Source organism: Picosynechococcus sp. PCC 73109 (assembly GCF_001521855.1).
GTDB lineage: Bacteria > Cyanobacteriota > Cyanobacteriia > Cyanobacteriales > MRBY01 > MRBY01.
The window spans coordinates 2850222-2874824 of the sequence record NZ_CP013998.1 but is presented as its reverse complement, the minus strand read 5'-3'; the positions used below and the strand labels follow the sequence as shown (position 1 = coordinate 2874824).

General features: G+C 51.1%; 24 protein-coding genes and 2 tRNA genes. 16 read left to right on the top strand and 10 right to left on the bottom strand.

The window, feature by feature from the left end:
* The first annotated feature begins 52 nt into the window (after window positions 1-52).
* On the top strand, window positions 53-502 hold the full coding sequence (locus AWQ23_RS13660; protein ID WP_071884938.1) for a hypothetical protein: 450 nt from the start codon (window positions 53-55) through the stop codon (window positions 500-502).
* Window positions 503-558: 56 nt separating this feature from the next.
* A complete protein-coding gene (locus AWQ23_RS13655; RefSeq protein WP_062436218.1) occupies window positions 559-1056 on the top strand; it encodes a YchJ family protein in 498 nt (165 codons plus the stop codon).
* Here AWQ23_RS13655 and mutY read toward each other — a convergent pair.
* From mutY to AWQ23_RS13640, 3 genes are all read right to left on the bottom strand, one after another.
* Complete coding sequence (gene mutY, locus AWQ23_RS13650; RefSeq protein ID WP_083500727.1) at window positions 1053-2102, bottom strand: A/G-specific adenine glycosylase; 1050 nt, start codon at window positions 2100-2102, stop codon at window positions 1053-1055. The genes AWQ23_RS13655 and mutY overlap by 4 nt on opposite strands.
* A 67-nt stretch (window positions 2103-2169) precedes the next feature.
* A tRNA-Glu gene (locus AWQ23_RS13645) sits at window positions 2170-2242 on the bottom strand.
* A 116-nt stretch (window positions 2243-2358) separates the two neighbouring features.
* The gene (locus AWQ23_RS13640; protein ID WP_062436216.1) at window positions 2359-3348 is read right to left on the bottom strand and encodes a methyltransferase domain-containing protein; all 990 of its coding nucleotides are present in this window, start codon (window positions 3346-3348) and stop codon (window positions 2359-2361) included.
* Between the two features lie 238 nt (window positions 3349-3586).
* Here AWQ23_RS13640 and AWQ23_RS13635 point away from each other — a divergent pair, with 238 nt between their 5' ends.
* Both AWQ23_RS13635 and AWQ23_RS13630 read left to right on the top strand, forming a co-directional pair.
* Window positions 3587-4684 carry a mechanosensitive ion channel family protein gene (locus tag AWQ23_RS13635; protein WP_062436709.1) on the top strand — a complete coding sequence of 366 codons (1098 nt, stop codon included), beginning with the start codon at window positions 3587-3589 and terminating at the stop codon, window positions 4682-4684.
* Between the two features lie 127 nt (window positions 4685-4811).
* Window positions 4812-6011: a glutathione S-transferase family protein gene (locus AWQ23_RS13630; RefSeq protein WP_062436215.1), complete on the top strand. Its 1200-nt coding sequence runs from the start codon at window positions 4812-4814 to the stop codon at window positions 6009-6011.
* Here AWQ23_RS13630 and AWQ23_RS13625 read toward each other — a convergent pair.
* From AWQ23_RS13625 to AWQ23_RS13605, 5 genes are all read right to left on the bottom strand, one after another.
* Window positions 6008-7939, bottom strand: coding sequence for a S9 family peptidase (locus AWQ23_RS13625; protein ID WP_062436213.1), 1932 nt, complete (start codon window positions 7937-7939; stop codon window positions 6008-6010). The two genes, AWQ23_RS13630 and AWQ23_RS13625, sit on opposite strands and share 4 nt — an antisense overlap.
* Window positions 7940-8008: 69 nt before the next feature.
* Window positions 8009-9625 carry a protein kinase domain-containing protein gene (locus AWQ23_RS13620; protein ID WP_062436211.1) on the bottom strand — a complete coding sequence of 539 codons (1617 nt, stop codon included), beginning with the start codon at window positions 9623-9625 and terminating at the stop codon, window positions 8009-8011.
* Between the two features lie 172 nt (window positions 9626-9797).
* A complete protein-coding gene (locus tag AWQ23_RS13615; protein ID WP_030007734.1) occupies window positions 9798-10238 on the bottom strand; it encodes a hypothetical protein in 441 nt (146 codons plus the stop codon).
* Window positions 10235-12187 (bottom strand): FHA domain-containing protein, encoded by a 1953-nt coding sequence (locus tag AWQ23_RS13610; protein ID WP_062436209.1) that lies wholly within the window; start codon window positions 12185-12187, stop codon window positions 10235-10237. Before AWQ23_RS13610 ends, AWQ23_RS13615 begins: the two co-directional genes overlap by 4 nt.
* Window positions 12188-12220: 33 nt before the next feature.
* Complete coding sequence (locus AWQ23_RS13605; RefSeq protein ID WP_062436206.1) at window positions 12221-12748, bottom strand: FHA domain-containing protein; 528 nt, start codon at window positions 12746-12748, stop codon at window positions 12221-12223.
* Between the two features lie 408 nt (window positions 12749-13156).
* Here AWQ23_RS13605 and AWQ23_RS13600 point away from each other — a divergent pair, with 408 nt between their 5' ends.
* The 3 genes from AWQ23_RS13600 (at window position 13157) to AWQ23_RS13590 (ending at window position 15632) form a co-directional block, all read left to right on the top strand.
* On the top strand, window positions 13157-13657 hold the full coding sequence (locus AWQ23_RS13600; RefSeq protein WP_062436204.1) for a pentapeptide repeat-containing protein: 501 nt from the start codon (window positions 13157-13159) through the stop codon (window positions 13655-13657).
* Between the two features lie 141 nt (window positions 13658-13798).
* A complete protein-coding gene (locus AWQ23_RS13595; RefSeq protein WP_012308322.1) occupies window positions 13799-14437 on the top strand; it encodes a cofactor assembly of complex C subunit B in 639 nt (212 codons plus the stop codon).
* 535 nt (window positions 14438-14972) lie between these two features.
* Window positions 14973-15632: an ABC transporter ATP-binding protein gene (locus tag AWQ23_RS13590; RefSeq protein ID WP_062436201.1), complete on the top strand. Its 660-nt coding sequence runs from the start codon at window positions 14973-14975 to the stop codon at window positions 15630-15632.
* Here AWQ23_RS13590 and bioD read toward each other — a convergent pair.
* Window positions 15586-16299: a dethiobiotin synthase gene (gene bioD / locus AWQ23_RS13585; RefSeq protein WP_062436199.1), complete on the bottom strand. Its 714-nt coding sequence runs from the start codon at window positions 16297-16299 to the stop codon at window positions 15586-15588. The genes AWQ23_RS13590 and bioD overlap by 47 nt on opposite strands.
* A 279-nt stretch (window positions 16300-16578) precedes the next feature.
* Between bioD and AWQ23_RS13580 the strand changes: the two genes are divergently transcribed.
* The 6 genes from AWQ23_RS13580 to AWQ23_RS13555 all read left to right on the top strand — a co-directional run bounded on the left by AWQ23_RS13580 (window position 16579) and on the right by AWQ23_RS13555 (window position 22170).
* On the top strand, window positions 16579-17571 hold the full coding sequence (locus AWQ23_RS13580) for a ribose-phosphate pyrophosphokinase (RefSeq protein WP_012308319.1): 993 nt from the start codon (window positions 16579-16581) through the stop codon (window positions 17569-17571).
* Window positions 17572-17736: 165 nt separating this feature from the next.
* Window positions 17737-19035: a TldD/PmbA family protein gene (locus AWQ23_RS13575; protein ID WP_062436707.1), complete on the top strand. Its 1299-nt coding sequence runs from the start codon at window positions 17737-17739 to the stop codon at window positions 19033-19035.
* A 31-nt stretch (window positions 19036-19066) separates the two neighbouring features.
* Entirely contained in the window at window positions 19067-19804 is a 738-nt protein-coding gene (locus tag AWQ23_RS13570) for a DUF3153 domain-containing protein (RefSeq protein ID WP_030007726.1), read from the top strand.
* Window positions 19805-19855: 51 nt separating this feature from the next.
* The gene (locus tag AWQ23_RS13565; protein WP_012308314.1) at window positions 19856-20650 is read left to right on the top strand and encodes an ABC transporter ATP-binding protein; all 795 of its coding nucleotides are present in this window, start codon (window positions 19856-19858) and stop codon (window positions 20648-20650) included.
* Window positions 20651-20707: 57 nt separating this feature from the next.
* Window positions 20708-21961 carry an MlaD family protein gene (locus AWQ23_RS13560; RefSeq protein ID WP_012308313.1) on the top strand — a complete coding sequence of 418 codons (1254 nt, stop codon included), beginning with the start codon at window positions 20708-20710 and terminating at the stop codon, window positions 21959-21961.
* A 127-nt stretch (window positions 21962-22088) separates the two neighbouring features.
* Window positions 22089-22170, top strand: a tRNA-Leu gene (locus AWQ23_RS13555).
* Between the two features lie 59 nt (window positions 22171-22229).
* Here AWQ23_RS13555 and AWQ23_RS13550 read toward each other — a convergent pair.
* Window positions 22230-23126, bottom strand: coding sequence for a LysR family transcriptional regulator (locus tag AWQ23_RS13550; protein WP_062436198.1), 897 nt, complete (start codon window positions 23124-23126; stop codon window positions 22230-22232).
* A 120-nt stretch (window positions 23127-23246) separates the two neighbouring features.
* Between AWQ23_RS13550 and AWQ23_RS13545 the strand changes: the two genes are divergently transcribed.
* From AWQ23_RS13545 to AWQ23_RS16510, 3 genes are read left to right on the top strand one after another with little or no spacing between them, the layout of a single operon-like run.
* Window positions 23247-23948 carry a pirin family protein gene (locus AWQ23_RS13545; protein WP_062436196.1) on the top strand — a complete coding sequence of 234 codons (702 nt, stop codon included), beginning with the start codon at window positions 23247-23249 and terminating at the stop codon, window positions 23946-23948.
* A gap of 44 nt (window positions 23949-23992) precedes the next feature.
* Entirely contained in the window at window positions 23993-24229 is a 237-nt protein-coding gene (locus tag AWQ23_RS13540) for a CDGSH iron-sulfur domain-containing protein (protein WP_062436195.1), read from the top strand.
* Between the two features lie 15 nt (window positions 24230-24244).
* Window positions 24245-24481 carry a dephospho-CoA kinase gene (locus AWQ23_RS16510; RefSeq protein WP_315862667.1) on the top strand — a complete coding sequence of 79 codons (237 nt, stop codon included), beginning with the start codon at window positions 24245-24247 and terminating at the stop codon, window positions 24479-24481.
* Window positions 24482-24603: the final 122 nt, after the last annotated feature.

The following is a 24603-nucleotide window of genomic DNA, read 5'->3' as shown; positions in this document are numbered from 1 at the left end:
AAGCCAAGGTCAGAACGCTTAAAATCAAGAAAAATCACCGCCATTGACCCCCATGACAACTTCTTCTCGTTTTTCTGCTGCCGAACGCATTGCTTCTTTAAAAACGGCGATCGCCGGTGGTGTGACTGCCGGATTGCTGAGCTTCGGACTTTTGCTGCTCCATCGTTTCGTAGGTTCTGAGGGGTTGCTCTTAAATTTTGGTGGCGGCCTTGGCGCCCTCACCTTGCTGGTTAATCTGGGTACTTCCGCCTTATCCGGTGCCCTGTTTGCCCTGACTTACCGCTATGCGGTGCGCACCGATGACAATCCCCAATTGAATGCTGGGGTGATTGCGGCGTTTGCCCTGGTGCGGGGGGTAGCCCTGGTGGATGCGGGATCGGCGATCGCCCAAAAAGGTTGGCCCTTTGTGGCGGCCTGTGGCGAAAATTTTGTGGTCTTTGGTTTGGCGGCTTTGGCGTTGAATTTTGGGAGGCAACAGGGCTGGCTTACACCGTTTAAATAGAGTTTTCGACCCAGGAAGCTCGGTAAAATAAGACCGTTCTTTCCCATTGTTTGCCTGTGTTAATTTCTGGCGATCGCCCGTCCCGTCTTTGTCCCTGCGGCAGTCAAAAGCCTTTGGCCCAATGTTGTGCCCCTTATCTTCAAGGTCAACTGGCTGCCCCCACCGCCGAAGCCCTGATGCGATCGCGCTACACCGCCTACTGTTTTCGGGATGTAGATTACCTGCTGAAAACGGAACATCCCAGCCGCCACACTGCCGATAGTCGCCAACTGATTACGGCAACGGCGAATAGCGTTTCTTGGTTGGATTTAACTGTTCTCGCGACGGCAGCGGGCCAACCCCAGGACGAAACGGGTATGGTGGAATTTGTCGCCGTTTACCAGGAAGGAAAAACCGTGGGGCAACTCCACGAGCGATCGCAATTTATCAAAGAAAAAGGCCGCTGGTTTTACCTCGAAGGGGAAATCTTGCCGCCCCTACAACCGAAAAAGAATGAACCCTGCTGGTGTAACAGTGGCAAAAAATTTAAACAATGCCATGGCAAAAAACGTTAGATCGGCAAGCTTAATTGAGGATCTTGCAACTGTTCAATGATTTTCAAATGGGCTTTTGAGAAAGGATAATTCTTGAGGCTTTGGAGCGAGACCCAGCCTGCCCCCGATAAATTTACCCGATAAATTTGCGGTTCCACCTGGATTTTAAAGTGGGTGTAGGCATGGAAAACCGTGTTTAAACGGCGTTCGTATTGCGCCCCTGGAAATACATCCGTGAGTAAGGGCTGAATATTACCTTCCTGGTTCGGAAATTCCCACAAGCCTCCCAAAAGTCCGTCCTGGGGCCGCTGTTGAATAAAAACTTGCTGGTCGGGGTTAAAGGCGATCGCCGCCACTATTTTTTTCGTGGGAATTTGTTTTTTCGGGGCCTTGCGGGGAAAATCCGTCGGTTGATGCTTGAGATAGGCAGTGCAATGGTTTTGCCAAGGACAGCGGGGACAAGCTGGGGTTTTCGCCGTGCAGAGGGTCGCCCCCAAATCCATCAAAGCTTGGTTAAAGTCCCGGGGATTTTCTGGATCGAGCAAGGTCTCTGAAACATCCCATAGTTCATCCAACGCTTTAGCAGGCGGCACCTCTAGGGCGATGAGCCGCGCCAAAACCCGTTTCACATTGCCATCGAGGATTGCTAACGGTAAATTCCGAGCCGAACTGAGAATGCCTCCAGCCGTCGTCCGCCCAATTCCCTTGAGGCACAGAATCTTGTCTAAATCTTCGGGAAACTGCCCTGCAAAATCCGTCACCACCTGTTGCGCGGCCTGGTGGAGATTCCGCGCCCGGGCGTAATATCCCAACCCTTCCCACTGCTTTAAAACAGCCTGTAAATCCGCTGCGGCCAAGGCTTCCACCGTCGGGAACTGTTCTAACCACCGTTCGTAATAGGGAATCACCGTTTTTACCTGGGTTTGCTGGAGCATGATCTCCGAAATCCAGACCCGATAAATGTCCGGTTCGTTGCGCCAGGGTAATGTGCGGCCCGCCCGCTGATACCAATCCAAAAGCGATCGCCGCATCACTGTCAGATTTTCTGGTGTCCACAGGGCTACCATGGTCAAAAAAATTCTCCCTTAATGCAAAAGGAGCCCCAGCCAAAACTGAAGCTCTCTTTAGGTTTAGTACCCCCAAGGGAATTCGAATCCCTGTCGCCTCCGTGAAAGGGAGGTGTCCTAGGCCACTAGACGATGGGGGCTTGCGGACTGAGTAGAAGCGTTTTTGCTTGTTTCGCTTGCGACTCACAGTTATACAATCTAACTGAAGAATTTTGAGATGTCAACCCTTTTCCCAAAACTTTTTGGAGGGATTCATCTAACGGGAAATGGCCTGCTGGGTTGTCCGATTTTCAGCCATTGGGTTGCCCTCGCCCCGCACCGCCTGGAACATCCCAAACCGACACAGGCCCGTACCAAAGGCTAGGCGCATGAGCAGAATGGTCGGAATTTCCCGTACTGACTTGATAAAACCGGGTAGACCGTATTGCAGCCAACCCCAGGGCCGAATTGCGCCGACCCAAATTGTGTGTAACCAGGAGGGAAGGGTTGCTTGGCTCCAATCGGCGTTAATCACGTGATCTTGAACAAGACCCGTCTCCTCTAGCAGTTCCGAAAAGCCTTCGATGCTCGAAAATTTCGGGTGAGCCCATTGGTCAAGGAGTTGGGTCATCACGGGTTTTTCCCACCAGTTGAGGGGAATTTGGCGATCGTCCCGTTGGTTCCAGTCGGCGACAACTAATTTTCCACCGGGCTTCAGTACCCGGAGCAGTTCCTGGGCAAAAATCGCTTTATCGGGCATGTGGGGGCCAGCTTCTACAGACCAAACCACATCAAAGCTACCATCGGCGAAGGATAAATTCATCGCATCATCAACGGCAAATTTTGCAGTCAATCCTGGGGGCGTAAGTTGAGTTGCCCGCTCCACTTGCTTGGGACTGATGGTGATCCCAGTTACCTCAAAGCCATAGTCTCGCGCGAGGATGCGGCTACTGCCACCGATGCCACAGCCCACATCCAGCACTTTGGTTCCAGGGGGGAATTGATCCAAGCCGCCCCAGCGCACCATTTCGTGGACAAAATCTGCCTTGGCTTTGAGGAAATTTTTTGCCCTCGGTGGGTTGCCATAGTGACCAAGGTGAATGTGTTCGCCCCAGTAATATTCAAGGATGCCGTCCTCGGTCCATTCGTCGTAGGAGTCGGCGACGGTGTCGGCAGATTGGTAACGGCGGGCTGTCAGCAGATAGCTAATGAGGGCGATCGCCAAAATTGTGGCACTAATCCCCAGGGCAAGGAGCAAGATATTCATGGGTTGAGTTTGCGTGAACTGCGGCAAAAAGGGCTCAAATTATCCTAACTGATCCACGCCGGGAGGCTGGCGATCGCCTGTTTTAAAGCTTTGAGAATCGAAAAATCTATCCCAGGGAAGATTGCTTTTACATCGTTGACCAGAAGCAGATTCTATATATTTTTGTTAAGTTGGACGGGCATCTACTGCAAAATATTCACTTTTTTTGATTTTTACGCAGCTTCAAGCATCTTTTTTTATGAATTTAGACTTTCTTACCCGAAGTATTTTGGGGAATACCCTCGCCGCCTATGCCATGGCGATCGCCGTGCTGGTGGTGGGCTTTCTCCTGATCAATGGGTTCAGGGCGCTCATTCTCAGTTCACTGCGGCGCTGGGCCAAAAAGACCCAAACGACCCTCGATCCGCGCATCACGAAAATTCTTAGTCAATCCCTAGTGCGTCTCCTCTATGTGGGGAACGTTTTTTTGGCGATTGGAAATCTCAACTTGCACCCCATTTTGAACCAAGCGGTGCGGGCTTTGACTGTTATTGCCACGACGATTATTGGCATTCAACTCATTTCTCAATTGGCCGAATATGCGATTCGCTCCTACCTCCTGCGCAAAGGCGACATTGAGCTAGAACAAAGTTTTAGTGCGCTGATGCCCATTTTGCGGGCCATACTCTGGGCTATCGGTGCGGTCTTCCTCCTGGATAACCTCGGCTTTGATATCTCTGCTGTGGTCGCCAGTCTGGGGATTGGGGGTTTGGCGATCGCCTTTGCGGCCCAGGGGATTTTAACGGATTTATTCAGTTACTTTTCCATCGTCCTCGACCGTCCCTTTGCCCTGGGAGACTTTATTATCGTGGGCGATTTCATCGGTACCGTCGAATATATCGGCATCAAAACCACGAGGCTCAAGAGTCTCAGCGGCGAAGAAATTGTCATGGCCAACACCGACCTTACAGGCTCCCGGATTCGCAACTTTAAGCACATGAAGCGGCGTCGGATCGTCTTTAGCCTCGGTGTGCTTTACGAAACGCCTAAAGAAAAATTAGAAATTATTCCGGCCCTCATCCAGGACATCATTAGCGCCCAGGAACAGGTTAGTTTCGACCGGGCTCACTTTGCCAACTATGGCGATTTTAGTTTGAACTACGAAATTGTCTACTACGTTGAAAGTAGTGACTACGCCCTCTACATGGACACCCAACAGAAAATTAATCTAGCCATCTTTGAGGCTTTCAGTCAGCGGAACATTGAATTCGCTTACCCGACGAATGTGACCTATGTCCAAGGCTTAAATACCAACGCCGAAAAGGCGATCGCCCCAGAAACTGCCACGAACAGTTAATTCCTTGAATTATTGATCACAGTGCTGCCCCCAAGTTTTGATTTTGGGGGTTTTTTCTGACCAGATATCGCTCTCACCCCTAAAATTTCGTCATAATAATCAACTGTTGCGTATTTCCCCAAAAGCGATGACCCTTGCCCCTCTCAGTTGGCCAGAACTCGAAGCCCTCACTGATTTTCAGCTTGACTACGAAAATGGCCCGACCAATGCCCAATCCTGTTTACGGCTCTTTGGTCAGTCAGAAAGCGATATTCGGGTCACTCTCTACCGGGATAATCATGCCTGGTGTCCCTACTGCCAAAAAGTCTGGCTCTGGCTAGAGGAAATGCGCATCCCCTACCGCATCAAAAAAGTAACCATGTTTTGCTACGGCGAAAAAGAAGCCTGGTACAAACAAAAAGTCCCCTCTGGTATGCTCCCAGCCCTGGAACTCGATGGACGCATGATCACCGAGAGCGACGATATTTTACTCGCCTTAGAACAGGCATTTGGGCCGCTTACTTTCAGTCTGACGGATCCCAGAGTTTTGCCCCTACGCCGCTTAGAGAGATTACTATTCCGCGCCTGGTGCAATTGGCTCTGTCGGCCACCGCTATTCCCCGGACAAGATAAAGAAGGTCGCCGCAAGTTTATCCAAGTGGTGCAACAGGTAGAAGATACTTTAGCCGCTACCCCAGGCCCTTACTTCCTCGAAGAATTTAGCGTGGTCGATGTGATTTTCACGCCCTATGTAGAGCGGATGAATGCCAGCCTCTACTACTACAAAGGCTATTCCCTGCGGGAGGAAAATCCTGGATTTGCCGCCTGGTTTGATGCCATGGAAACTCGCCTAACTTACCGGGGTACCCAGAGTGATTTCCATACCCATGTCCATGACCTTCCTCCACAAATGGGCGGCTGCTATGCCAACGGCGAACCCCAAGCTTTAGAGAATCAGCTCAAAGTTGATGAAGGGGATTGGTTTGGGCTGCCGGATGTCGCTTACCCTGAGCCAGCCAACGCCAAACAGGAAGCCCTGTACCGGGTGATTGAACATCGCCGCAATATTGTTAAGGTTAATCCCGCCAATGATCAATTTTTTGACCAAGCGTTGCGTTGTGCCCTAACCGCCATGATCACCGGAGAAGTTTGTGAGCCACCTAAGGATGCCGACAAAGCCTTGCGGTATCTGCGCGATCGCCTGAATGTACCGAGAGATATGTCGATCTATGCGGCGAAACATCTTCGCACTGCCCTAGAAAAGACGGCGCAACTGGCAGGTGAAAGACAGGGGGAACCGATCCCGGTGCGCCACCGCCGCGACCAAGATCCGGCCAATTTTCGTTAGAGGTTGATAATTTCCACAGGGTCGAGGGCATCGGCCGGAGTAAAGCCAAAGATTTGACTGTAGAAATAAAATTCACTGTCGAGGGCTTTTTTGATATTTTCAGCCTGGCGAAAACCGTGCTGTTCCCCTTCAAAGGGAACATAGGCGACGGGTAAACCCTTAGTTTTAATCGCTTCTACCATCATCTCCGCTTGGTTGGGGGGGACGACTTTATCTTCTAAACCCTGGAAGAAGATCACGGGACAGGCGAGTTTTTCGGTGAAATGGATCGGCGATCGCCTGATGTATTTTTCTTTTTCTGCGGGATATTTACCGATGAGGCGGTCGAGGTAGCGGGCCTCAAATTTGTGGGTATCGGTGGCGAGTACCTCCAGGTCAGAAATGCCGTAATAGCTGGCCCCGGCCTTAAAAACATCATGGAAGGTGAGGGCGGCTAAGGTTGTGTATCCTCCCGCACTGCCCCCGGCGATCGCCAATTTTTCCCCGTCAGCTAACCTCTTTGCCACGAGATACTTCGCCACATTGACACAATCCTGCACATCGACAATGCCCCAATTCCCATCAAGGCGTTGGTGATATTCCCGACCATAGCCCGTGCTGCCGCCGTAGTTCACATCCACAAAGGCAAAACCCCGACTCGTCCAATATTGAATCCGCAGATTTAAGCTCGCTGCAGCCATCGCCGTGGGGCCACCGTGACTTTTTACCAAGAGAGGTGGTGCTTTATCCGCAGAGGCTTGGAAATCTTGGTTTGTTGGCGGGTAGTACCAGGCGTGGGCGGTGAGGCCGTTTTCTGTGGGAAAGGCGATCGCCTGGGGTTGGGACAGATAGCCAGGATCAATTTTTAACGTGCTGGCTTCCTTGACCCGCACCGTTTCCCCCGTAAACAGATCCAGGGTAACAATGGCGGTGGGTTGGGTGGCGGCACCGCCGATAAAGGCAATCATTTCCCCCTGCACCTGGAGGTCACTAATACTGCTGTAGGGGACGGGGATCGGCGTAAGGGCACGGCGGTCGGGGTTGAGGGTCGCCAGCTTCCAAGTGCCGTGGTCGTTGTAAGTGCACACCAGAGTTGTTTCATCGATAAAGCCGAGGATCGATTCCCCAAAAACCCAGTGGGGATAGCCAAATTCCGCTTTGGCAGGATAGACCGCTTGGGCAGTACCCTCAACGTAGCGATAGAGGTTCCAATAGCCACTGCGATCGCCACTGAAATACAACACACCACCGGGCGACCAACGGGGTTCAACGACGGATTCACCATTGCCCCCAGCTACGAGCGTTTTTTCTCCTAAGGTGCCATCCCCTTGAATCGCGGCGATCCAAAGTTGGCTGTTGTCCCAGGGCATATCGGGGTGATCCCAACTAACCCAGGCGAGGGTTTTCCCATCGGGGGAAAGACGGGGCGAAGTGTAGAAATCATTGCCTTCAACAAGGACTTGAAGGTCGCCGGAATCGAGGGTGATCGCCACCAAATCGTTTTTGGGTTCGTGGCCTGGGACGCTGTGGTCTTCGCTAACACAAATTAAACGGTTGCGGGCTGCATCAAGAATGAAATCAGCATAGCGGCGTTGATTTTCTGGGGTTAAGGCTTGGGGTTCCTGGTTTGGCGCTTGGACATAGACGCGGCGATCGCCATCGTTGGAAAAATAAACGGTGCCAGCTTCCGTAATTAAAAAAGCACCACCACCATACTCATGGACACGACTACGCACATTAAAATCCGGCGGCGTAATATCAACTGTCGTTCCATCGCCATTGCGTTTTACCAGCACGCTGCGCCCTTTTTCCTGGGGTCTGCCCTCAAGCCAGTAAAGATTTGTACCAGCCCAGGCCACCGCCCCTAAACCAATGCTGCTCGAAACAATCAGGTCGGAGGTAATCGGCGATCGCCAAGTGCCGTAGGGGGCGGTTTGTGGAGTGGCCATGGTAGAAAAAACCCAAGAAAATTCAAACTGATTATTACTCTACCCCTTGGGAAGCCAGGCCCACAATGGCTATTGGCTCGTACAAATAGAATCGACCACCTCACAGCCGGAGCCAAAATCACTACACACATCGAGGGCTGCTGCCTCGGCGCTCTCAATATCAGCCCCCCAGCCGCTGCCATAGGCCTCTGGCCCCATGGCGATCGCCCCACAGGCATTGCGGAACCAGACTAGGGCTTGGCAATCCCCGGACGCAGCAAAAAATTCACAATCTTCCACGGCAGCTTGCTCGGCCTCTGCTTGGGTGGGTACATCAATCACATAGCCATATTCCCCGGTGGCCTCCGAAAAGGCGATCGCCCCAAAAAAGACGCCATCAGTCGGGGCGGTAATAACCGGATCGGGTGTTGTTGGTGTGGGGGTTGTCGGGGTTGCTGGCGTGGTCGGATTAGTGGGGTTAGGATTTGGGTTTTCTCCATTTCCCGGTGGCGTTGTCCCCGGATTTGGATTACTGGGCGTTACCCCTGGTTGGACTTCCCCGGCAATTTGACGTTGTTGCGCCACTTGATAAAGTTGGTAGCCACCCAGTCCCAGTAGCCCTAAACCCAGGAGTAATCCCCAGGGAGCGCCGCGTTTTTTGGAACTGTTTTGTTGTAAATCTGCCGCCGAAAAAGAAAGCTCTTCGGCCACGTGATAGGTCGGCGGGGCTTGGCCTCCCCCGGTAATCTCCGTTGGCGGTGTGACCGGCGTACCAGCCGCAGCATTAGCATTGGAACCCGTGCCAACTGGTGCTGTGGCAATGGTAGAGGCAACGATGGTCGGTAAAATTTCTGGCATGACCTCCGTGGCTTGATTGTTAGGCATCGCCGCTGTAAGGGCTGCCCGCATTGCCTTAGCCGTCATAAACCGCTCTTTCGGATTAGGCTTAATGGCAAAATTCAGCACCGCCACCAGATGTTGATCCGCGATATTTTGACTGGGCCAGGTTAATTCGCCGGTGATGGGATCATGTTGAAAATCTTGGGGCATCATTCCAGTGAGGAGATAGACCATCGTCAGGGCGAGGGCATACAAGTCACTCGAAAAAACGGGCCGACCGGATGCCTGTTCCGGGGGCATAAATCCAGGAGTACCGATCACGATGGAGCTTTTTGGCGTGGCACCACTGCTCATCATTTGGGTGCCCATAATTTCCCGGACTGCGCCAAAGTCAATCAGCACCGGTTTTTTGTCCGCTTCGCGCAGAATGATATTTTCTGGCTTAATGTCCCGGTGGATAATTTGCTTGGTTTCAATAAATTCCAAAATATCGAGGGTATCCACCAAGATTTGCCGGACGGTGGCGGCGGACTGGGGCCCTTCATTTTTTAAAAGTGCCTCTAGGGTTTGGCCTTCGATGTACTCCTGGACGAGGTAAAATTTGCCATCTTCTTCGAAATAGGCATAGAGGCTCGGAATTTGGGGATTGCTGCCGAGTTCTTCTAGTAATACGGCTTCCCGTTGGAAACGTTCCTGCACCAGACGATAGATTTCGGATTGATCCTCAATGGGCCGAAGCTGTTTTGCGACCCGGATGGGCTGGGAGGGCATGTAGCTGTCTTTTACGAGGTATGTGACGCCAAATCCTCCACTACCCAACTCACGGAGAATTTGATATCGACCAGAACCGATTGTCTGTTTCGTCATGGCTTCAGGTTATATTTCGCGATGTCAAAGGAGTACTTGGGGCCTTTGATGCTTTCATCATAAACGGAGAATCTCAAAAGTCTGGTTAGAGGCGAGAAATTCCCACTGCAAAAAGGCGATCGCCCTCTACTTACCGTCAAATATCAAGGCCGCCCCTGGGAAAATTTCGTTTCTAAAACCAACGTCCACCATGGAAACGCCACAGGGGAAATAAGATGCGCATCAAACTCTGGGACACCACAAAGATCCCCAGCCAAACCGAGCCGTAGTGAATCACAAACCAGGTTAAAGACAGATCTGCCGTTAGGGGTAAGGCGACGCCCGCAAAATTCGGTAAGCCAGCCCACAAAAACAAAAAGAATATCCCTTCCCAGAGGGCCGCCAGCCATTGTAGAATCGCCGGCCAATCTTGATCCCAACGGTAATTTTGTAAATAGATGTAAAGACAGTCCCAGCCAAGGCCAAAAACGGTGATGTAACCCCAAACCGCCCAATAGACAGCACCAACGGGATTACCCCAGAGTCCCTCTGCAAAGCAGACTGTGAGGAGGGCACCCACCGTACCCATCAAAAGAAGTCGAGTTTGCCAGCGGCCAAGGAGTGTTGGGGTCATGGGGCTTGATTGTTAATCCATTTAAACCATTGGGATAGGGAAGCCAGGGGATGCAAAGGGCGCACCTGGGAAGCATTTTCCTGAGCCAAGGCTTCTACTGATTTTAGGGCACAGTATTGCAACCCCAAAAAGCTATCGACGGCGGCATGGGGGCCACCAAAGGTAATGGCGCCGGCGGCGTACATTCGTCCTGAGCGGTTACGCATTTCCGGCATTTCAAAATCATTGTTCACCTGGAAGCGGCCAAGGGCATTCAGGGTCAGTTGGTAATGGGTCACGAGGTCATTGAGCAGGGGGGTGGATTTGACTTTACCATCGAGACCCGTGGCGTCAATGATGTAGTTGGCGGTGAGGGTGAGTTCCCCTGTGATGCCTTTTTCGCGAATCCGCGTCACCGGACGTCCTTGGGCATCGGGTTCGACGGCTACGACATCCCCAAAAACGATTCGATACCAGCCTTTATCTAAACCCGTTTGGATAATATCGCGCCAGTCGTGGCGATCGGCGGTGGTGGTGCCGCCCCAATCGGCCAGGAGGTTAGTGCGTTCCCTGGGGGCAGCGTTTTCTAATTGTTCGCGCAGGGTGCCGCCCCAACAGGCCTTAGGCCAATTAAACGGTTGCAGTTCAAAATGGTTGCTCACGGGTCGCTGGGCCAGGCCAAATTTATTTCCCACGGGTTTTGGCGATCGCATTAGGTGCAAGATCGAAATGTTGGGGTTACGGCGGCGGGCTTCGTAGATGCGCTGGATCACCCTAGAGGCGACAATCCCCCGACCCCGAATCAAGACTGTCCCCCCCTGGCGTTCGAGGGTGCTATAAACGTGGTCATGCTCTTCGTAGGCATTGACGACCGTTTTAAAATCCCCTGTTTTTTCGCGGTAGTCCTGGAGATCTGGCAAAAATTGGATCACCGGATATCCGGTACACAGATGAACATAACGGCCAATGACAAAGGCATGGCGGCCCCGTCCCGCAGAATAGGCGATCGCATAACGACCATCATCGGTTTTCCGGATTGCCCGTACCCGCCCAAAGCGATACATATGGTGCCACCCAATCCGTGCCGCCTCCCGGTCAATAGATTTGAAGACATTGCCAGAACGAGGCGTATAGGTTTCCGTCAAAATCGGTTCCGTGAAGACCTGCCAGAGATGCCGTAAAGCTGCCTGGAAATGTCCCCGCAAAAAATCGCCGTAGGCTTCCCGTAGCGCATAGCTCGGCCAACCCCAGAGATTATCCGGACAAGAATCCGAGTTCGACCGCAGCCGCTCGTGGGCCGGAATTTGCGAGTTTAAGCAGAGCCGTTGGTAGCGGCCATAGGGTTTTCCTTCTAGGCCCAAAGCACGAACTTGCTGGGCCTGCACCCCGTAAACCCGTAAAAAATCAACCCAGATATAACTGCCAAGCCCGGCCCCAATGGCCACATAGTCTATCTCTTCGACGGGTAATCCGGTGGCATATAACTGTTGGGGGCTGACATACTGCGCTTGAAATTCTGCGGGGGGAAAGGTTTCTAATGGGGAGCTGCTGCTGGGGGGATCCGGCAGTTGTTGGTCTGGCACCTGAATAAAAGAATCGCTGGAGCGGCGCTGGGTCGCAGGTTGGTTGGGGGCCGTGGTGGTAATCGAAATTTCATAGGGGCCAATCCGCACCACATCCCCAGATTTCAAGCTCCTTTGGGTTTGGCGCTGGCCATTCACAAACACGCCATTACTACTATTTTGATCCCCAATCCACAGTTGATCGGCCTGGAGAGAAATGAGGGCATGGTACCGAGAAACTTGGGAGCTATTGAGGGTTAATTTGGCGACAGGTTGTCCATTGGCGATCGCCGTCGGCATACTGTTGGCATCACGACCAATGGCAATGGGTAACCCCAGGGCTAAGGTTTGAATGTCACTTGTGAGGGGATCTTTCCAGCTTAACCAGACCTGCTGCAATGTTGTCATATCAATGAATTCTGAGGAGAAACAAGAGAAACCCTAGGACTGTGGCCGCACCATCATCACCGTATTTGCGGCGGCTAAGGAAAAGCCACACCAGGGACATCCCTGTTTAAGCACCTGCTCATCATACCGAGAAACCTTGCCACAGGACGGATTAGGGCATTTTAAACCGTAGGCTGAGGCCGTATTGGGGACTTGGGGTTGGGGCGGGGCTGCCACCTGAACTTGGCCTGGTAGGACTAACTGGGATACCTGCAATTGAATGCGACCCAGTTGAATCTGGCTGCCCTGGGATAGATTGGCTGTTCCTTGGGTCAGTTGGAAGCCATCAATGAGGGGAGGATTAGAGGGACGCAGATTCTGAATGAGCGCAGCATCTAAGGCCGCACTAAAAAATAGCTCAACATGGAGGGAAGAAACACTGCGGTCAGCAAAGATAATGTCACACTGGGCTGGGTCTCGGCCAATCCGCAATTTTTGGGCAACTTTTGTGGTTGCAGCTTGGTGGAATGTGTAGTGGTGTAGATGATTTTGTAACGACCACGCTAGGGTTAATTTTTCCATTATCCTCAAGACTGACTGCGCGTAGCTGTCTAAGTATAGATTGGCTTTGTCTTCTATCAAATTATAATAATCATCCGCTAAAAAGAAGCAGAAACTTTATGGTTTTTAATGGCCAGATGTTAGCTTTATTCATGCCGATTTAGTGATGCTCTTTGTCAAAAATTTAGTTTTTAAATCAATAGTTTTTTGAACAAATCAACTCTTTTCTATGGGAAATTGATCGACATTTAAAGGTGAATCTATTTTTCAACGACTGTCCTCAAGGATTTCTAAAAAGCGAATTATTTTTTTGGAGAAAAGACACTTTTTTTGATCCAGGCCAATGCTGCGGACGTATTTTGTTGGGGTCGATTCCCGATAAAATAGGCTTGAGTGAATTTTACGAAAAGAGCTTGGGAGCTGACTGGTATGCTAGCAATGTGCAAACGGCTAATGGCGATCGCCTTGGTTATTGGGATTATGAGTTTCGCCTGGGGCAATTTTGACTCACCAAAGGCCTGGGCCGTAGACTACAACAAGCGCACCTTTATTCAAGAAGATTTTTCCCACCAGGACTTGCGGGACAATAGTTACGATCTCTCCAGTCTCCGGGGCTGCGATTTTAGTTACTCAGACCTGCGGGGGGTGCGTTTTTTCTCGGCTAATCTCGAATTCGTCAACTTTGAAGGGGCTGATCTCCGGGGTGCCGTCTTAGATTCTGCCCGCATTGGCCACGCGAACTTTAAAAATGCCAACCTAGAGGGGGCTTTCCTCGCCAGCGTCAAAATTACGCCATCCACAGTCATTGAAGGGGCCGATTTCACCGATGCCCTGATCTTGGCGCGGGAAAATGACAAGCTTTGCGAACTGGCCAGCGGCACCAATCCCACCACGGGCCGTGACACCGCAGCAACCCTATACTGCACCTAGGTATTTCTATTAAATTTCAAAGGCTGAATCACTGCCCATTGACCACCTGAGCGACCCTGGCGAGGTGGTTTTTGTTTGGGGTTTTATTGACTTTCAACGATCAATTCAGGGAAGCTGAAACAAAATATCTTGGGGTTTACCATGGCTGATTCTGGGCGCAATCCGTTGCAATATCTACCGCTTACCGTCGGGATGATCGGGGGAACTATGTTGATGGTTAACCGTTTACTGACTCCCGCCCTCAGTGATTCCCAGGCCCGTTCCGACGTGGTGGGGGTAATTCTCAGTGCTGTTTTGATTTTGACCACCTTGCTGTGGGAACAGATCCAGCCCAAGGCTCCAGAAGCGGTGATTCTAGAAGGAGAAGAGCAGTTTGAGCTGGCCGAGGATCTGCCGGACGCTGTCAAAACAGAACTGGCTTGGGCATCCCACCTGCTGCTGACCAATACGGTGACGAAATCGGTGGTGGTTTACCGTGATGGCGAGACAATTCTGCGGCGGGGCATTTTTGGGGCGAAAAAAGAATTTAATATTGGGGCGATCGCCAAACGGGTTCTTGAAACCCAAAAGGCAGTGTATCTGGTGACCTTAAAAATGTATCCGGGGCGGGTTGAATTTGATTATTTACCAGAAAATACCCAAGGCATTATTTGTCAGCCCCTCGGTGAAACGGGTCTATTAGTTTTGGGAACAAATATTCCCCGCAGCTATACAAAACAAGATGAAAATTGGGTCGCAGCTCTTGCTGAGAAATTGGCGATCGCCCTTGCGGAGGTTTAGGGATTTTCGGGTGAAGAGTTTCCCATACAAATTGAATCTTAATAGAACAAAACCACCCAGAACCTACTTTCCTGAGAACTTCCGGAACCCTTTAACTAAGACTCTCTGGAGACATTAACTGAATCATCTTGCTGCCCGACTTGACAGTTTATTCAGTTAGGTTGCTCCCTGCTGCTACAGGTGGTTGGAAGTATGGATTTCGCGCTTGAGTGGTTTTGCTTCGTTCGACGAGACAGATATGCAAAGAAACAGCTTGGTTTATCTCCTTAACTAACTTTACTTTACTCAGACAGTGGCTGTTTTATCTGCCAGGGAAGTTAAGTTCTACCTAACTTCAATTCTTAATTTAACAGGGTTTCTTGACCAAAACAATTACTTTCAATGAAAGTTTATTCTTCACTGAGTAAAAACAATTTTTTCTGTGAAGAAAAGTAAATACTTGGCCTCAAGTTTACCCGGCCTATTTTCCAGGCGATCGCCCCCTTACACAAACGGCTATGGTAGCTTGGGAAAAGATTTTTCTTTGGGCCTGTCAATGCTCTACATCCAAGATTTGGTGTACCATCCTGCGGCAACGCCTGAGCCGATTTTGCAGCAGGTGAACCTCAAGTTAGCTCCCCAGGAAATGGGAATGATTGTGGGGCCGAGTGGCTCTGGGAAAACGACGTTACTCGAAATTTTGGCGGGCTTGGCCCAGCAGACCCAGGGGCAGATCCGCTGGCAAGAACAAACTTTAAGTAATCTCCACTTGCAACAGTTGGCGGGCCTCGTGTTTCAATTTCCGGAGCGTCACTTTTGCGCCTCGACGATTTTAGAGGAAGTCCGGTTTGGCCATCCAGAATTACGCCTAGAACAAATCCAAGATGCTTTGGCGGAGGTGGGCCTCGAAAATTTGGATCTCAAGGCTTCACCCCATGCCCTGAGTGGCGGCCAGCAACGGCGTTTATCCCTCGCGGTACAATTGATCCGTCAGCCGAACCTGTTGATGTTGGACGAGCCGACGGCGGGCTTGGATTGGTCGATGCGATCGCAGTTGGCAAAATTACTGGCGAAACTCAAACAACATTGGACGTTGCTCATCGTCACCCACGATCCCCATGAATTAGAGGCGATCGCCGACCGTTGTTGGCACATTGATCGGGGTCAAGTTACCGTGACAAAGGAGCCTGGGGCCGCAAATACGTCGGCGGGATAAGCTGCTCCAGGTGCCAAGGGGCGGCAACTTTGGCAAGGGCTTGGGCATCCAACAAGTTTTCTACATAGGGCATGACCCCAAGCACCGGGATTTGGGTGAACTGTTGCACCATGGTCGGTGGCGTCAAAGCTTCAATTTGTCCCATAGCTTCGGGGGTACCGCAACTGAGGATGATTCCCTTGAGATTGACCTTCCGTTCCCGTGCCAAACTCACCTGGGCGATCGCCTGGCCAATGGAACCCAATTTCACCGGCACCACCAACAGCGTCGGCAACTTCCACTGCCCTGCCAAATCTGCCACCGTCAACTCGTCAGTTACAGGCGATCCCAAGCTCCCCAGGGACTCAGCAATGACAAAATCTTGAGCATTCCTCAAATCCTGTAACTCCTGCCAGACGATCCCCAGATCAATGGCTTTTCCCTCTAGGCGGGCAGCCACCGGGGGCGCAACCGGGGTTTCATACTCCAAAGGCACCTTGAGAACTGTTCCCCCATCACAGAATTTTTCGTACCATTGGCGATCGCCGATCCCTGTCTGGAGTAGTTTGATTACCCCTAGCCGAGAAAAAGGAAGAAAATGACGCCAATAGGCAATCAGGGCCGAGCTGACCACTGTTTTCCCCACTTCCGTGTCTGTTCCCGCGATTAACAAGCAATTTTGCAGCATAGAAAAATTTCAAATTGAATTTAAAGGTTTATTGAGTACAATAGACCCTGAAGATCAGCACCTTCCTTAACAATTTTTTTATTTTCTATTAACCCTAATCCTTTCCAGTGGCGATGATTGCCCCCAATGGTTTTACCGTATCTATCCAGTCTAAAAAATGGGGCTAAGTAATTGTACTTTGGTAACACATATCATCGAAACGACCAAAAGGAGGATTATGGTGTCTGCACTGATCCCTTGGATGTCCTTTATCAAACCGAAAGAGAGGTTTATTCTGCTGTGAGCCACTCCGCCACCCTCGCCTTACAATCTGTTCTGCAAACCCCCACCGATAGCAACCGTCTCCGGATTTTTTCGGGATCGGCGAATTTGCCCCTAGCCAACGAAGTGGCCCGTTATCTGGGCATGGATCTTGGCCCCATGATCCGGAAGCAGTTTGCCGACGGTGAAATGTACATCCAGGTGCAAGAGTCGATCCGGGGTTGCGATGTTTACCTTATTCAACCCTCCTGCCGTCCGGTCAACGATCACCTGATGGAACTGTTGATCATGATCGATGCTTGTCGTCGGGCTTCGGCACGCCAAATCACAGCGGTGATCCCCTACTACGGCTATGCTCGCGCCGACCGTAAAACCGCTGGTCGAGAATCCATCACAGCAAAATTAGTCGCTAACTTGATTACCCAGGCAGGGGCCGGTCGGGTGCTGGCGATGGATCTCCATTCGGCGCAAATCCAAGGGTATTTTGATATTCCCTGTGACCATGTCTACGGTTCCCCGGTGATCATTGACTATCTCAAAAGCAAAAATTTAGAGGATATTGTGGTGGTCTCTCCCGATGTGGGAGGGGTGGCGCGGGCGCGGGCCTTTGCGAAAAAGTTAGACGATGCGCCCTTGGCCATTATTGACAAACGTCGCCAGGCCCACAATGTCGCCGAAGTGATGAACGTCATTGGGGAAGTCAAAGGAAAAACCGCGATTCTCGTCGATGACATGATCGACACCGCTGGGACGCTCCAGGAAGGGGCCAGACTATTGAAGAAGGAAGGGGCCAAGGAAGTGTACGCTTGTGCGACCCATCCAGTCTTTTCTGGGCCTGCGGTGGAACGGCTCTCTAGTGGCCTGTTTGAGGAAGTTATCGTAACCAATACGATTCCGGTGCCTGCCGATAAGCAATTTGAAGAACTGACGGTGCTGACGGTGGCCAATCTCCTCGGTGAAACCATTTGGCGCATTCACGAAGAAAGTTCTGTGAGCAGTATGTTTCGGTAAATTTTGGCTTGGCTAGAACAATTAATTGATTTTGGGGAGGGAAAGATCATTTGTCCCTCTTTTTTTTAGGCAATTTTCAGCCAAAGGCGATCGCCCCCGGTGATCCAAAAGAATCTTCTACAATGGGGAGCGGCCGTTATTCTCAAATTGTGTTTAGAAAGTTTTATGGTAGTTGAGCAAATCCTGGATCTCGCCAAACAAAAGGGTATCGAAGCGGAGGTGTACTACCGCAGTAGCCGTGATACTCCCATCGATTTTGAGAATAATCGCCTCAAGTCCCTCGAAACCAAAGCGAGCCAGGGGGTTGCCCTGCGGGTGGTCGTCGATGGGAAATTGGGCTTTGCCAGTGCCACGGATTTAACGCGCCTCGAAGATGTCGTTGATGCGGCGATCGCCACGGCAGAAATCGGTGATCCCGTGGATTTTGAGTTTGCCAAGGATTTTCAAGGGGTTGTCCCCGAAAGCGATTATGTGCTGCCAGAAACCGCAAAACTGGTAAAAATTGGCGAAACCCTCATCGAAAAAGTACGGGCTTACAACGACGATATTCTCGTCAGTGCGGGGTTCCATATCCGCTCCGGTCAGACCAAACTGGCCACTACCAGCGGCGTCTACGGCGAGCGCAACAGCAAAATTGTTAGTGCCAGCCTGGGGGGAAATCTTGTCCAGGGGGAAGATTTCCTCAATGCCTACGGTTACGATGTCGCCAAGGATGGGGAACCGGATTATGACAAAATCCTCGCTACCCTCATCGAAAAATATACCAATGCCGAAAAAGCGGCCCAAATTTCCAGCGGCCAATACCCGGTGCTGTTTACCCCCAGGGCGGCCCTCAGCGCCATCGGCGGCCTGTTTGATACGATTCTCTCCGGTCAAGTGGTCGTGCAAAAAGCCTCACCCCTCGCCGGAAAAATTGGCGAACAACTCTTTGGCGATCGCCTAAGCATTTACGAAGATCCGACCATCGGTGTTTCTGCCTGTCCCTTTGACGACGAAGGTACTCCCACCCAGAAAAAAACCTTTATCGAAAACGGTATTGTCCAGCAATTCTATTGGGATCGCCAGTGGGCCGCTCGCGGCAACGCCGAGGCCCAGGGGAATGGTTTCCGGGGCGGTCTTTCTCGTCCCAGTCCCGACATGGTGAACTTTTGCATGGGGGCCGGGAAAACCCCGTTAACGGAGCTGATCAAGGGCATGAAGGAAGGCGTGATCGTTGATCAAGTGTTAGGAGCGGGTCAGTCTAATCAGCTAGCTGGGGAATTTTCCGTGAACCTCGACCTCGGTTACAAAGTCGAAAACGGCGAAATTGTTGGTCGCCTGAAAAATACCATGGTGGCGGGCAGCATCTTCGAGGCCTTTGCAGATTTAGTTGATTTTAGTGACACCTGCGAATGGGTTGGTGGTAGTGCCTATATGCCAGCGATTCTGTTCGGCAAGTTGGGGGTTGCGTCCAGGGCGGTTTAAAATTGCCATACTTGCCCCTGCATTGTGAGCGATGATGCCTGTGAAATCTTTGATCCGATTGCTGAGTCTCTGTTGTGTGTGTGTCCTCTGCCTGGCGGGTTGTGTGGACTATGATGTGGAGATCGCCTTCGACCACCAGCACCATGGCGAAATTCACCAGCATCTCCAGTTGGGGGATGAGTTTACGAACTTTAATCAGCAAGAAGCAAAGCACTGGCTCAAAAGTGTGGAAAAACGCGCCAGGGGGCTCCATGGTTCTGCCCAGCGGCTCTCGACTCAGGAGTTGGATGTACGAATTCCCTTCCACAATGGGGCAGATTTAGTAGAAAAGTTCAATGACTTTTTTAACCCGGAAGGACAAAATCTCCAGGCCACGGATCTCGATTTGGTACAACTCAAATCGGCGATCGCCCTTGAACAAAAAAACTGGCTTTTGTTTGAACGTAACCGAGCCACTTTGGACGTAGATTTGCGGGCCTTGGGCGTTTTGTCCCAGCGGGGCAGTTTGATCCTCAGTCCCGGTTCCCTCCTGGATTTAGACGTCAGCCTAAAAACGCCTTTGGGAGCACGGGTAATTAATCGCAACACGACGACTGCGCCTGTGACTCGCAAGGAAGGCGATCGCCTGATTTGGACCTTACAACCGGGGCAGTTGAATCATCTGGAAGTAGCCTTTTGGGTGCCCAGTTGGGTAGGCCTTGGCTCCGGGGGTCTAGTGGCGTTGTTATTCCTGGGTTATTACCTAAAATATCGCCGTTTGCCAGTGTAGTTGCTGATCTATCGCTATTGTTAAATCAATTGCCCTTATCTTTTGCGTCCTATGGTTGCCACCCAAGCCGAACCCTTAATTGAATTGCGGGGAATTTCCAAGGCCTTCGGGTCAAATGTCATTCTCGATGATGTTGATCTGAGCATTTATCGGGGAGAAGCCCTCGTGATTATTGGCCCCTCCGGTACGGGGAAATCCACCATCCTGCGAATTATTGCGGGACTACTGGCAGCAGATGCGGGGGACATTTATATCAATGGCATCAAACGCCGGGGACTGATCGAGGATGGCAACGATCCCATTGGGATCAGCATGGTCTTCCAGCAGGCGGCCCTCTTTGACTCCCTCACCGTGGCGGAAAATGTCGGTTTTTTGCTCTATCAACATTCAAACCTGTCTGCGAGAACCATTCGCGAATTGGTAGAAGAACGGTTGGATATGGTGGGGTTGTCGGGGGTCGGCGATCGCTACCCATCCCAACTGTCTGGGGGGATGCGCAAACGGGTTAGTTTTGCCCGGGCAATCATGGCCAACCCCGATAATCCGAAGGACAATCCCGAAATTATTTTGTACGATGAACCCACCGCTGGCCTTGATCCCATTGCCTCAACGGTGATTGAAGATCTCGTGCGCCATCTCCAGCAAATGCAAGGGGTTTGTGGCACCTACGTGATGGTCAGCCACCAGGACAGCACGATTCGTCGCACCGCTGACCGAGTTATTTTTCTCTATGGCGGTAAGATCCAATGGACGGGGACAGTGGCAGAAATTGACCAGACCGATAATCCCCTCGTGCGCCAGTTTTTTGACGCGGCGGTGGAAGGCCCGATTAAAGTTATCGGCTAAAATTCATCCTCCCCCATACAATAAAACGTAAATTTATCCCCCCTACTGACGAATCCAATGCGATCGCGTACCCTCAAAGAAGGCTCCCTCGGTTTATTTATTTTCGCTGGACTTTCCCTGCTCGGCGTCGTGCTCATCTGGCTGACAGGGGCAACCCTGGGGAAACGCACCTATTCGATTAATGTCCGCTTTGACAATGCCAATGCGATGCAAGAGGGGGCGATCGTCCGCTACCGGGGCCTGGAGGTGGGGCGCATCATTGACGTACAACCTTCCAGCAATGGCGTTGAGATCCAAATTCAAATCCAAACCCCCGATCTGATCATGCCGCGAGAGGTCGTGGTCGAGGCAAACCAAGGGGGACTTATCGGAGAAACCTCCCTCGAAATTATTCCCCAAACAGAATTAACCCAAGCAGAAATGGCCCAGAGTCCCTTCGCAGCGGACTGCCCGGAAAAAGGAGCAATTCTCTGTGATGGTACAACCCTAGAGGGGGTGATCGGGGTGAGCTTCGAGCAGGTGCTCCGCAACACCACTAAATTTAGTGAACTGTATGGTGATCCAGAGTTCTTTGAAATTGTGCGTACCTTGGCAGACAATTCCAGTGATGCGGCGGCCCAGGTGGCGATCCTTACCGAAGAATTAGCGCTGTTATCTCAGGAAGTGCGGGGGGAAGTGGATAATTTTGCCGAGAATGCCCAAGCCATTAGTGATGCGGCAGTGACCAGTTCCAATCAACTCAACCGCACCCTCGAACAGGTGAATACGCTAACAGGGAATTTTAATAGCCTTGTGGTCGAAAATCGCCAGGCCCTGGTGGGTACCCTCAATAGCATTGGGCGCACCAGTGATCAAATGCAGCGTACTTTGGCTTCCTTTGATACAACCCTCGATACGGTCAATCAAAATCTCAGTGCAGCAAATACCGAGGAAATTTTGGATAATCTCACGGTGCTAACGGCCAACGCGGCAACGGCTTCGGAAAATCTCAAGGATGTCTCAACGGCTCTGAACGATCCAACCAATGTGTTGATGTTGCAAAAAACCCTTGATGCAGCCCGGGTCACCTTTGAAAATACTCAAAAAATCACCTCAGACCTGGATGAGCTAACCGGAGATCCGCAGTTTCGGAAAAATCTGATTGATTTGGTGAATGGTCTCAGTCAGTTGGTTTCCTCGACGGATCAACTGCAACAACAGATTCAGGTGGCTAATCGCATTGAGCAACAGCGCCCCATTTATAACCAGCAACGACAAATCTCGTTACGCTCCAAGTCCCAAAACCCAGACCAAGGTCAGTCCAGAAATTAACCAGACAGAAATCGGCTGGAGACTTTCGGCAAAGATAAGAACCATTTTCAGAGATTGGATAATTTTTTTCTCAAAAACTCTTGGCGATCGCCAAATGAGTATGCTATATTCGTTCAAGTCAAAACGAGCGGATGTGGTGGAATTGGTAGACACGCACGCTTGAGGGGCGTGTGGAGCGATCCTTGCGAGTTCGAGTCTCGCCATCCGCATACCATAAAAAACAGAAAGCCTTCCCAAACCTCAAGGGAAGGTTTTTTTGTGTTTCAAGTTAGCCTGAAGGATCAGCAGCAGCAAGGTGTTGCTGGAGAAATTCGCACAGGAGTTTTACCTTGGTGGAAAGATGGCGATTGATGGGATAGAGGGCATAGGTACTGAGGGTGCGGTGATTGTATTCAGGCAAGACCACCGTGAGTTGTTCTGTCCAGGGGGCTGCATCGAGGATAAATTGGGGTAACTGGGCAATGCCTAGGCCCGCTGCCGCGGCGATCGCCAATGCTTCACCGTTGTTCGCACAAAAAGAGCCGGACACGTTAACAGAAACTTCCCCTTGGGGGCCGACCAAATGCCAGGTATTGCCTGTGGGGCCGTAGCGCAAACAGTTGTGGTGAGCCAGATCCCCAGGACTTTGGGGGATACCATGGCGTTCTAGGTAGCTGGGGGCCGCACAGAGGATTAATTTTGTCTCACAGAGGGGATGACTAATGAGACTGGCCGATTCGACGGGTTCAGCGATCCGAATCACGAGGTCATAGCCTTCGGCGATCGCCTCCACAAACCGATCCTCTAGGGTGAGTTGGATTTGCACCTGGGGATATTGGGCCATAAATTTTGCCACGAGGGGGGCCACCTGCATCCGGCCAAAGGTCATCGGCGCATTTACCCGTAACAAGCCTTTGGGTTCCCCGTGTAGTTGCGAAGCTGATAGCTCTGCCTCCTCTAGATCCGCCAAAATCTGGACGCATTTTGCATAGAAGGCGAGGCCCGTGGGAGTCGGTGTCACCTTGCGGGTACTGCGGTGGAGGAGTTGAACTTGGAGGTGATTTTCGAGGGCGATCACCAGCTTATTTACCGCCGATCGCCCAACATTCATCTGCCGTGCCGCCGCCGCAAATCCTCCCGCTTCCACCACCTGGGTAAAAGCATACAAACTGGCTAACTTATCCATGGCCTATTGTTTCTTTTTAAGATACATTCTGTATACAAAATAGCTTATTGTCTTTTATTTGGCAGCAATCTACAATAGAAGCAATCACCTAAACCCGCTAAAAACGCCTCGGAGGTTTTTATGATTCAACTCCGTCCCTCTGCTGAAAGGGGTCGTGGCAAACTAGATTGGCTAGAGAGCTACTTTAGTTTTTCGTTTTCCCAGTACTACGATCCGGCCCACATGAATTTTTCTAACCTGCGGGTGATCAATGAAGATTACATCGCCCCAGGCAAAGGATTCGCCACCCACGGCCACCGCGATATGGAAATCGTCACCTATGTCCTCGAAGGGGAATTGGCCCACAAAGACAACATTGGCAATGGTTCGATTATTCGCCCTGGGGATGTGCAACGCATGAGCGCGGGTACTGGCATTTTGCACAGCGAATTTAATCCTTCGTCAGAACAGCCTGTGCATTTACTGCAGATTTGGATTACCCCTGATCAACTGAATGTAGAACCCAGCTACGAGCAAACCTACTTCGCCCCGGAAGAAAAAGAAAATCAGTTACGGCTTGTTGCTTCTCCCGATGGGCGCGATCGCTCCGTAAAAATTCACCAGAATGCCTCGATTTATGCGGCGCTGTTGTCTTCTGGAACTACGGTCACCCATCCATTGGCAGAGAGTCGTCGGGCTTGGCTACAGATTGTCAAAGGAAGCCTCACGGTGAATGGCGTTACGATGGAAGCGGGCGATGGGGCTGGCATCAGTGGCGAAACAGAACTGATTTTTGCAGGTCAAGGGGCCGAGACGGAATTTTTATTGTTTGATTTGCCCTAGGTCAGCTGAGTTTGTTGCCCAAAGTTTATAGAGGAAAAATGAATATGGCTAAACCAACGATTGCGGCGAAAAAGCCCATGACGCTTGAACTTGAGGCCGGCGATTATTTCTGGTGTGCCTGCGGTAAATCTGCGGATCAACCCTTTTGTGATGGCAGTCACAAGGGTACAGAATTCAAGCCCCAAAAGTTCACCCTAGAAGCAAAGAAAAAAGTGACGCTGTGTCTTTGTAAACACACCCAAGATGCGCCGTTTTGTGATGGCAGTCATGCCAAACTATAGGCTGATCCGCGCACGGTGACGCAGCCAGGAATCATCGGTTTGATGGGGGGCATTGCGACGGAAAAAAGTATGATAACGACTTACTTGACCCAACGCTACCAGCTCCCCATTTTTGATGCCGATGTTTATGTCCGTAAGGCGATCGCCAAAAATCACCAAAATGAAAAACAATCACTATATCGTTTTTTTGTTTGGATGACCTGTTGGAAGAGAACGGCATTCTGGCTGAGGTTTACGATTGAGCCGTTCTGACTGACAAAAAATGCTTAATCCTGAAATACCTCAAGCTACAGAGAGGCATCACTTCTAGGCAACTTAGTGAACTGCTGCTTTAGACAGCGGGTTAAGGGCATCAAACCCTTCAGAGGAGGTTA

Excerpts from the sequence above, each read along its gene's own strand:
- AWQ23_RS13570 (WP_030007726.1), top strand. The coding sequence starts at position 19,067 with ATGATGCCTGTGAAATCTTTGATCCGATTGCTGAGTCTCTGTTGTGTG.
- AWQ23_RS13625 (WP_062436213.1), bottom strand. The coding sequence starts at position 7,939 with ATGGCCACTCCACAAACCGCCCCCTACGGCACTTGGCGATCGCCGATT.
- AWQ23_RS13640 (WP_062436216.1), bottom strand. The coding sequence starts at position 3,348 with ATGAATATCTTGCTCCTTGCCCTGGGGATTAGTGCCACAATTTTGGCG.
- AWQ23_RS13575 (WP_062436707.1), top strand. The coding sequence starts at position 17,737 with ATGGTAGTTGAGCAAATCCTGGATCTCGCCAAACAAAAGGGTATCGAA.
- AWQ23_RS13600 (WP_062436204.1), top strand. The coding sequence starts at position 13,157 with ATGCTAGCAATGTGCAAACGGCTAATGGCGATCGCCTTGGTTATTGGG.
- AWQ23_RS13630 (WP_062436215.1), top strand. The coding sequence starts at position 4,812 with ATGACCCTTGCCCCTCTCAGTTGGCCAGAACTCGAAGCCCTCACTGAT.
- AWQ23_RS13635 (WP_062436709.1), top strand. The coding sequence starts at position 3,587 with ATGAATTTAGACTTTCTTACCCGAAGTATTTTGGGGAATACCCTCGCC.
- AWQ23_RS13620 (WP_062436211.1), bottom strand. The coding sequence starts at position 9,625 with ATGACGAAACAGACAATCGGTTCTGGTCGATATCAAATTCTCCGTGAG.
- AWQ23_RS13595 (WP_012308322.1), top strand. The coding sequence starts at position 13,799 with ATGGCTGATTCTGGGCGCAATCCGTTGCAATATCTACCGCTTACCGTC.
- AWQ23_RS13615 (WP_030007734.1), bottom strand. The coding sequence starts at position 10,238 with ATGACCCCAACACTCCTTGGCCGCTGGCAAACTCGACTTCTTTTGATG.
- AWQ23_RS13545 (WP_062436196.1), top strand. The coding sequence starts at position 23,247 with ATGATTCAACTCCGTCCCTCTGCTGAAAGGGGTCGTGGCAAACTAGAT.
- AWQ23_RS13605 (WP_062436206.1), bottom strand. The coding sequence starts at position 12,748 with ATGGAAAAATTAACCCTAGCGTGGTCGTTACAAAATCATCTACACCAC.
- AWQ23_RS13590 (WP_062436201.1), top strand. The coding sequence starts at position 14,973 with ATGCTCTACATCCAAGATTTGGTGTACCATCCTGCGGCAACGCCTGAG.
- mutY (WP_083500727.1), bottom strand. The coding sequence starts at position 2,102 with ATGGTAGCCCTGTGGACACCAGAAAATCTGACAGTGATGCGGCGATCG.
- AWQ23_RS13560 (WP_012308313.1), top strand. The coding sequence starts at position 20,708 with ATGCGATCGCGTACCCTCAAAGAAGGCTCCCTCGGTTTATTTATTTTC.
- AWQ23_RS13550 (WP_062436198.1), bottom strand. The coding sequence starts at position 23,126 with ATGGATAAGTTAGCCAGTTTGTATGCTTTTACCCAGGTGGTGGAAGCG.
- AWQ23_RS13610 (WP_062436209.1), bottom strand. The coding sequence starts at position 12,187 with ATGACAACATTGCAGCAGGTCTGGTTAAGCTGGAAAGATCCCCTCACA.
- AWQ23_RS13540 (WP_062436195.1), top strand. The coding sequence starts at position 23,993 with ATGGCTAAACCAACGATTGCGGCGAAAAAGCCCATGACGCTTGAACTT.
- AWQ23_RS13565 (WP_012308314.1), top strand. The coding sequence starts at position 19,856 with ATGGTTGCCACCCAAGCCGAACCCTTAATTGAATTGCGGGGAATTTCC.
- bioD (WP_062436199.1), bottom strand. The coding sequence starts at position 16,299 with ATGCTGCAAAATTGCTTGTTAATCGCGGGAACAGACACGGAAGTGGGG.
- AWQ23_RS13660 (WP_071884938.1), top strand. The coding sequence starts at position 53 with ATGACAACTTCTTCTCGTTTTTCTGCTGCCGAACGCATTGCTTCTTTA.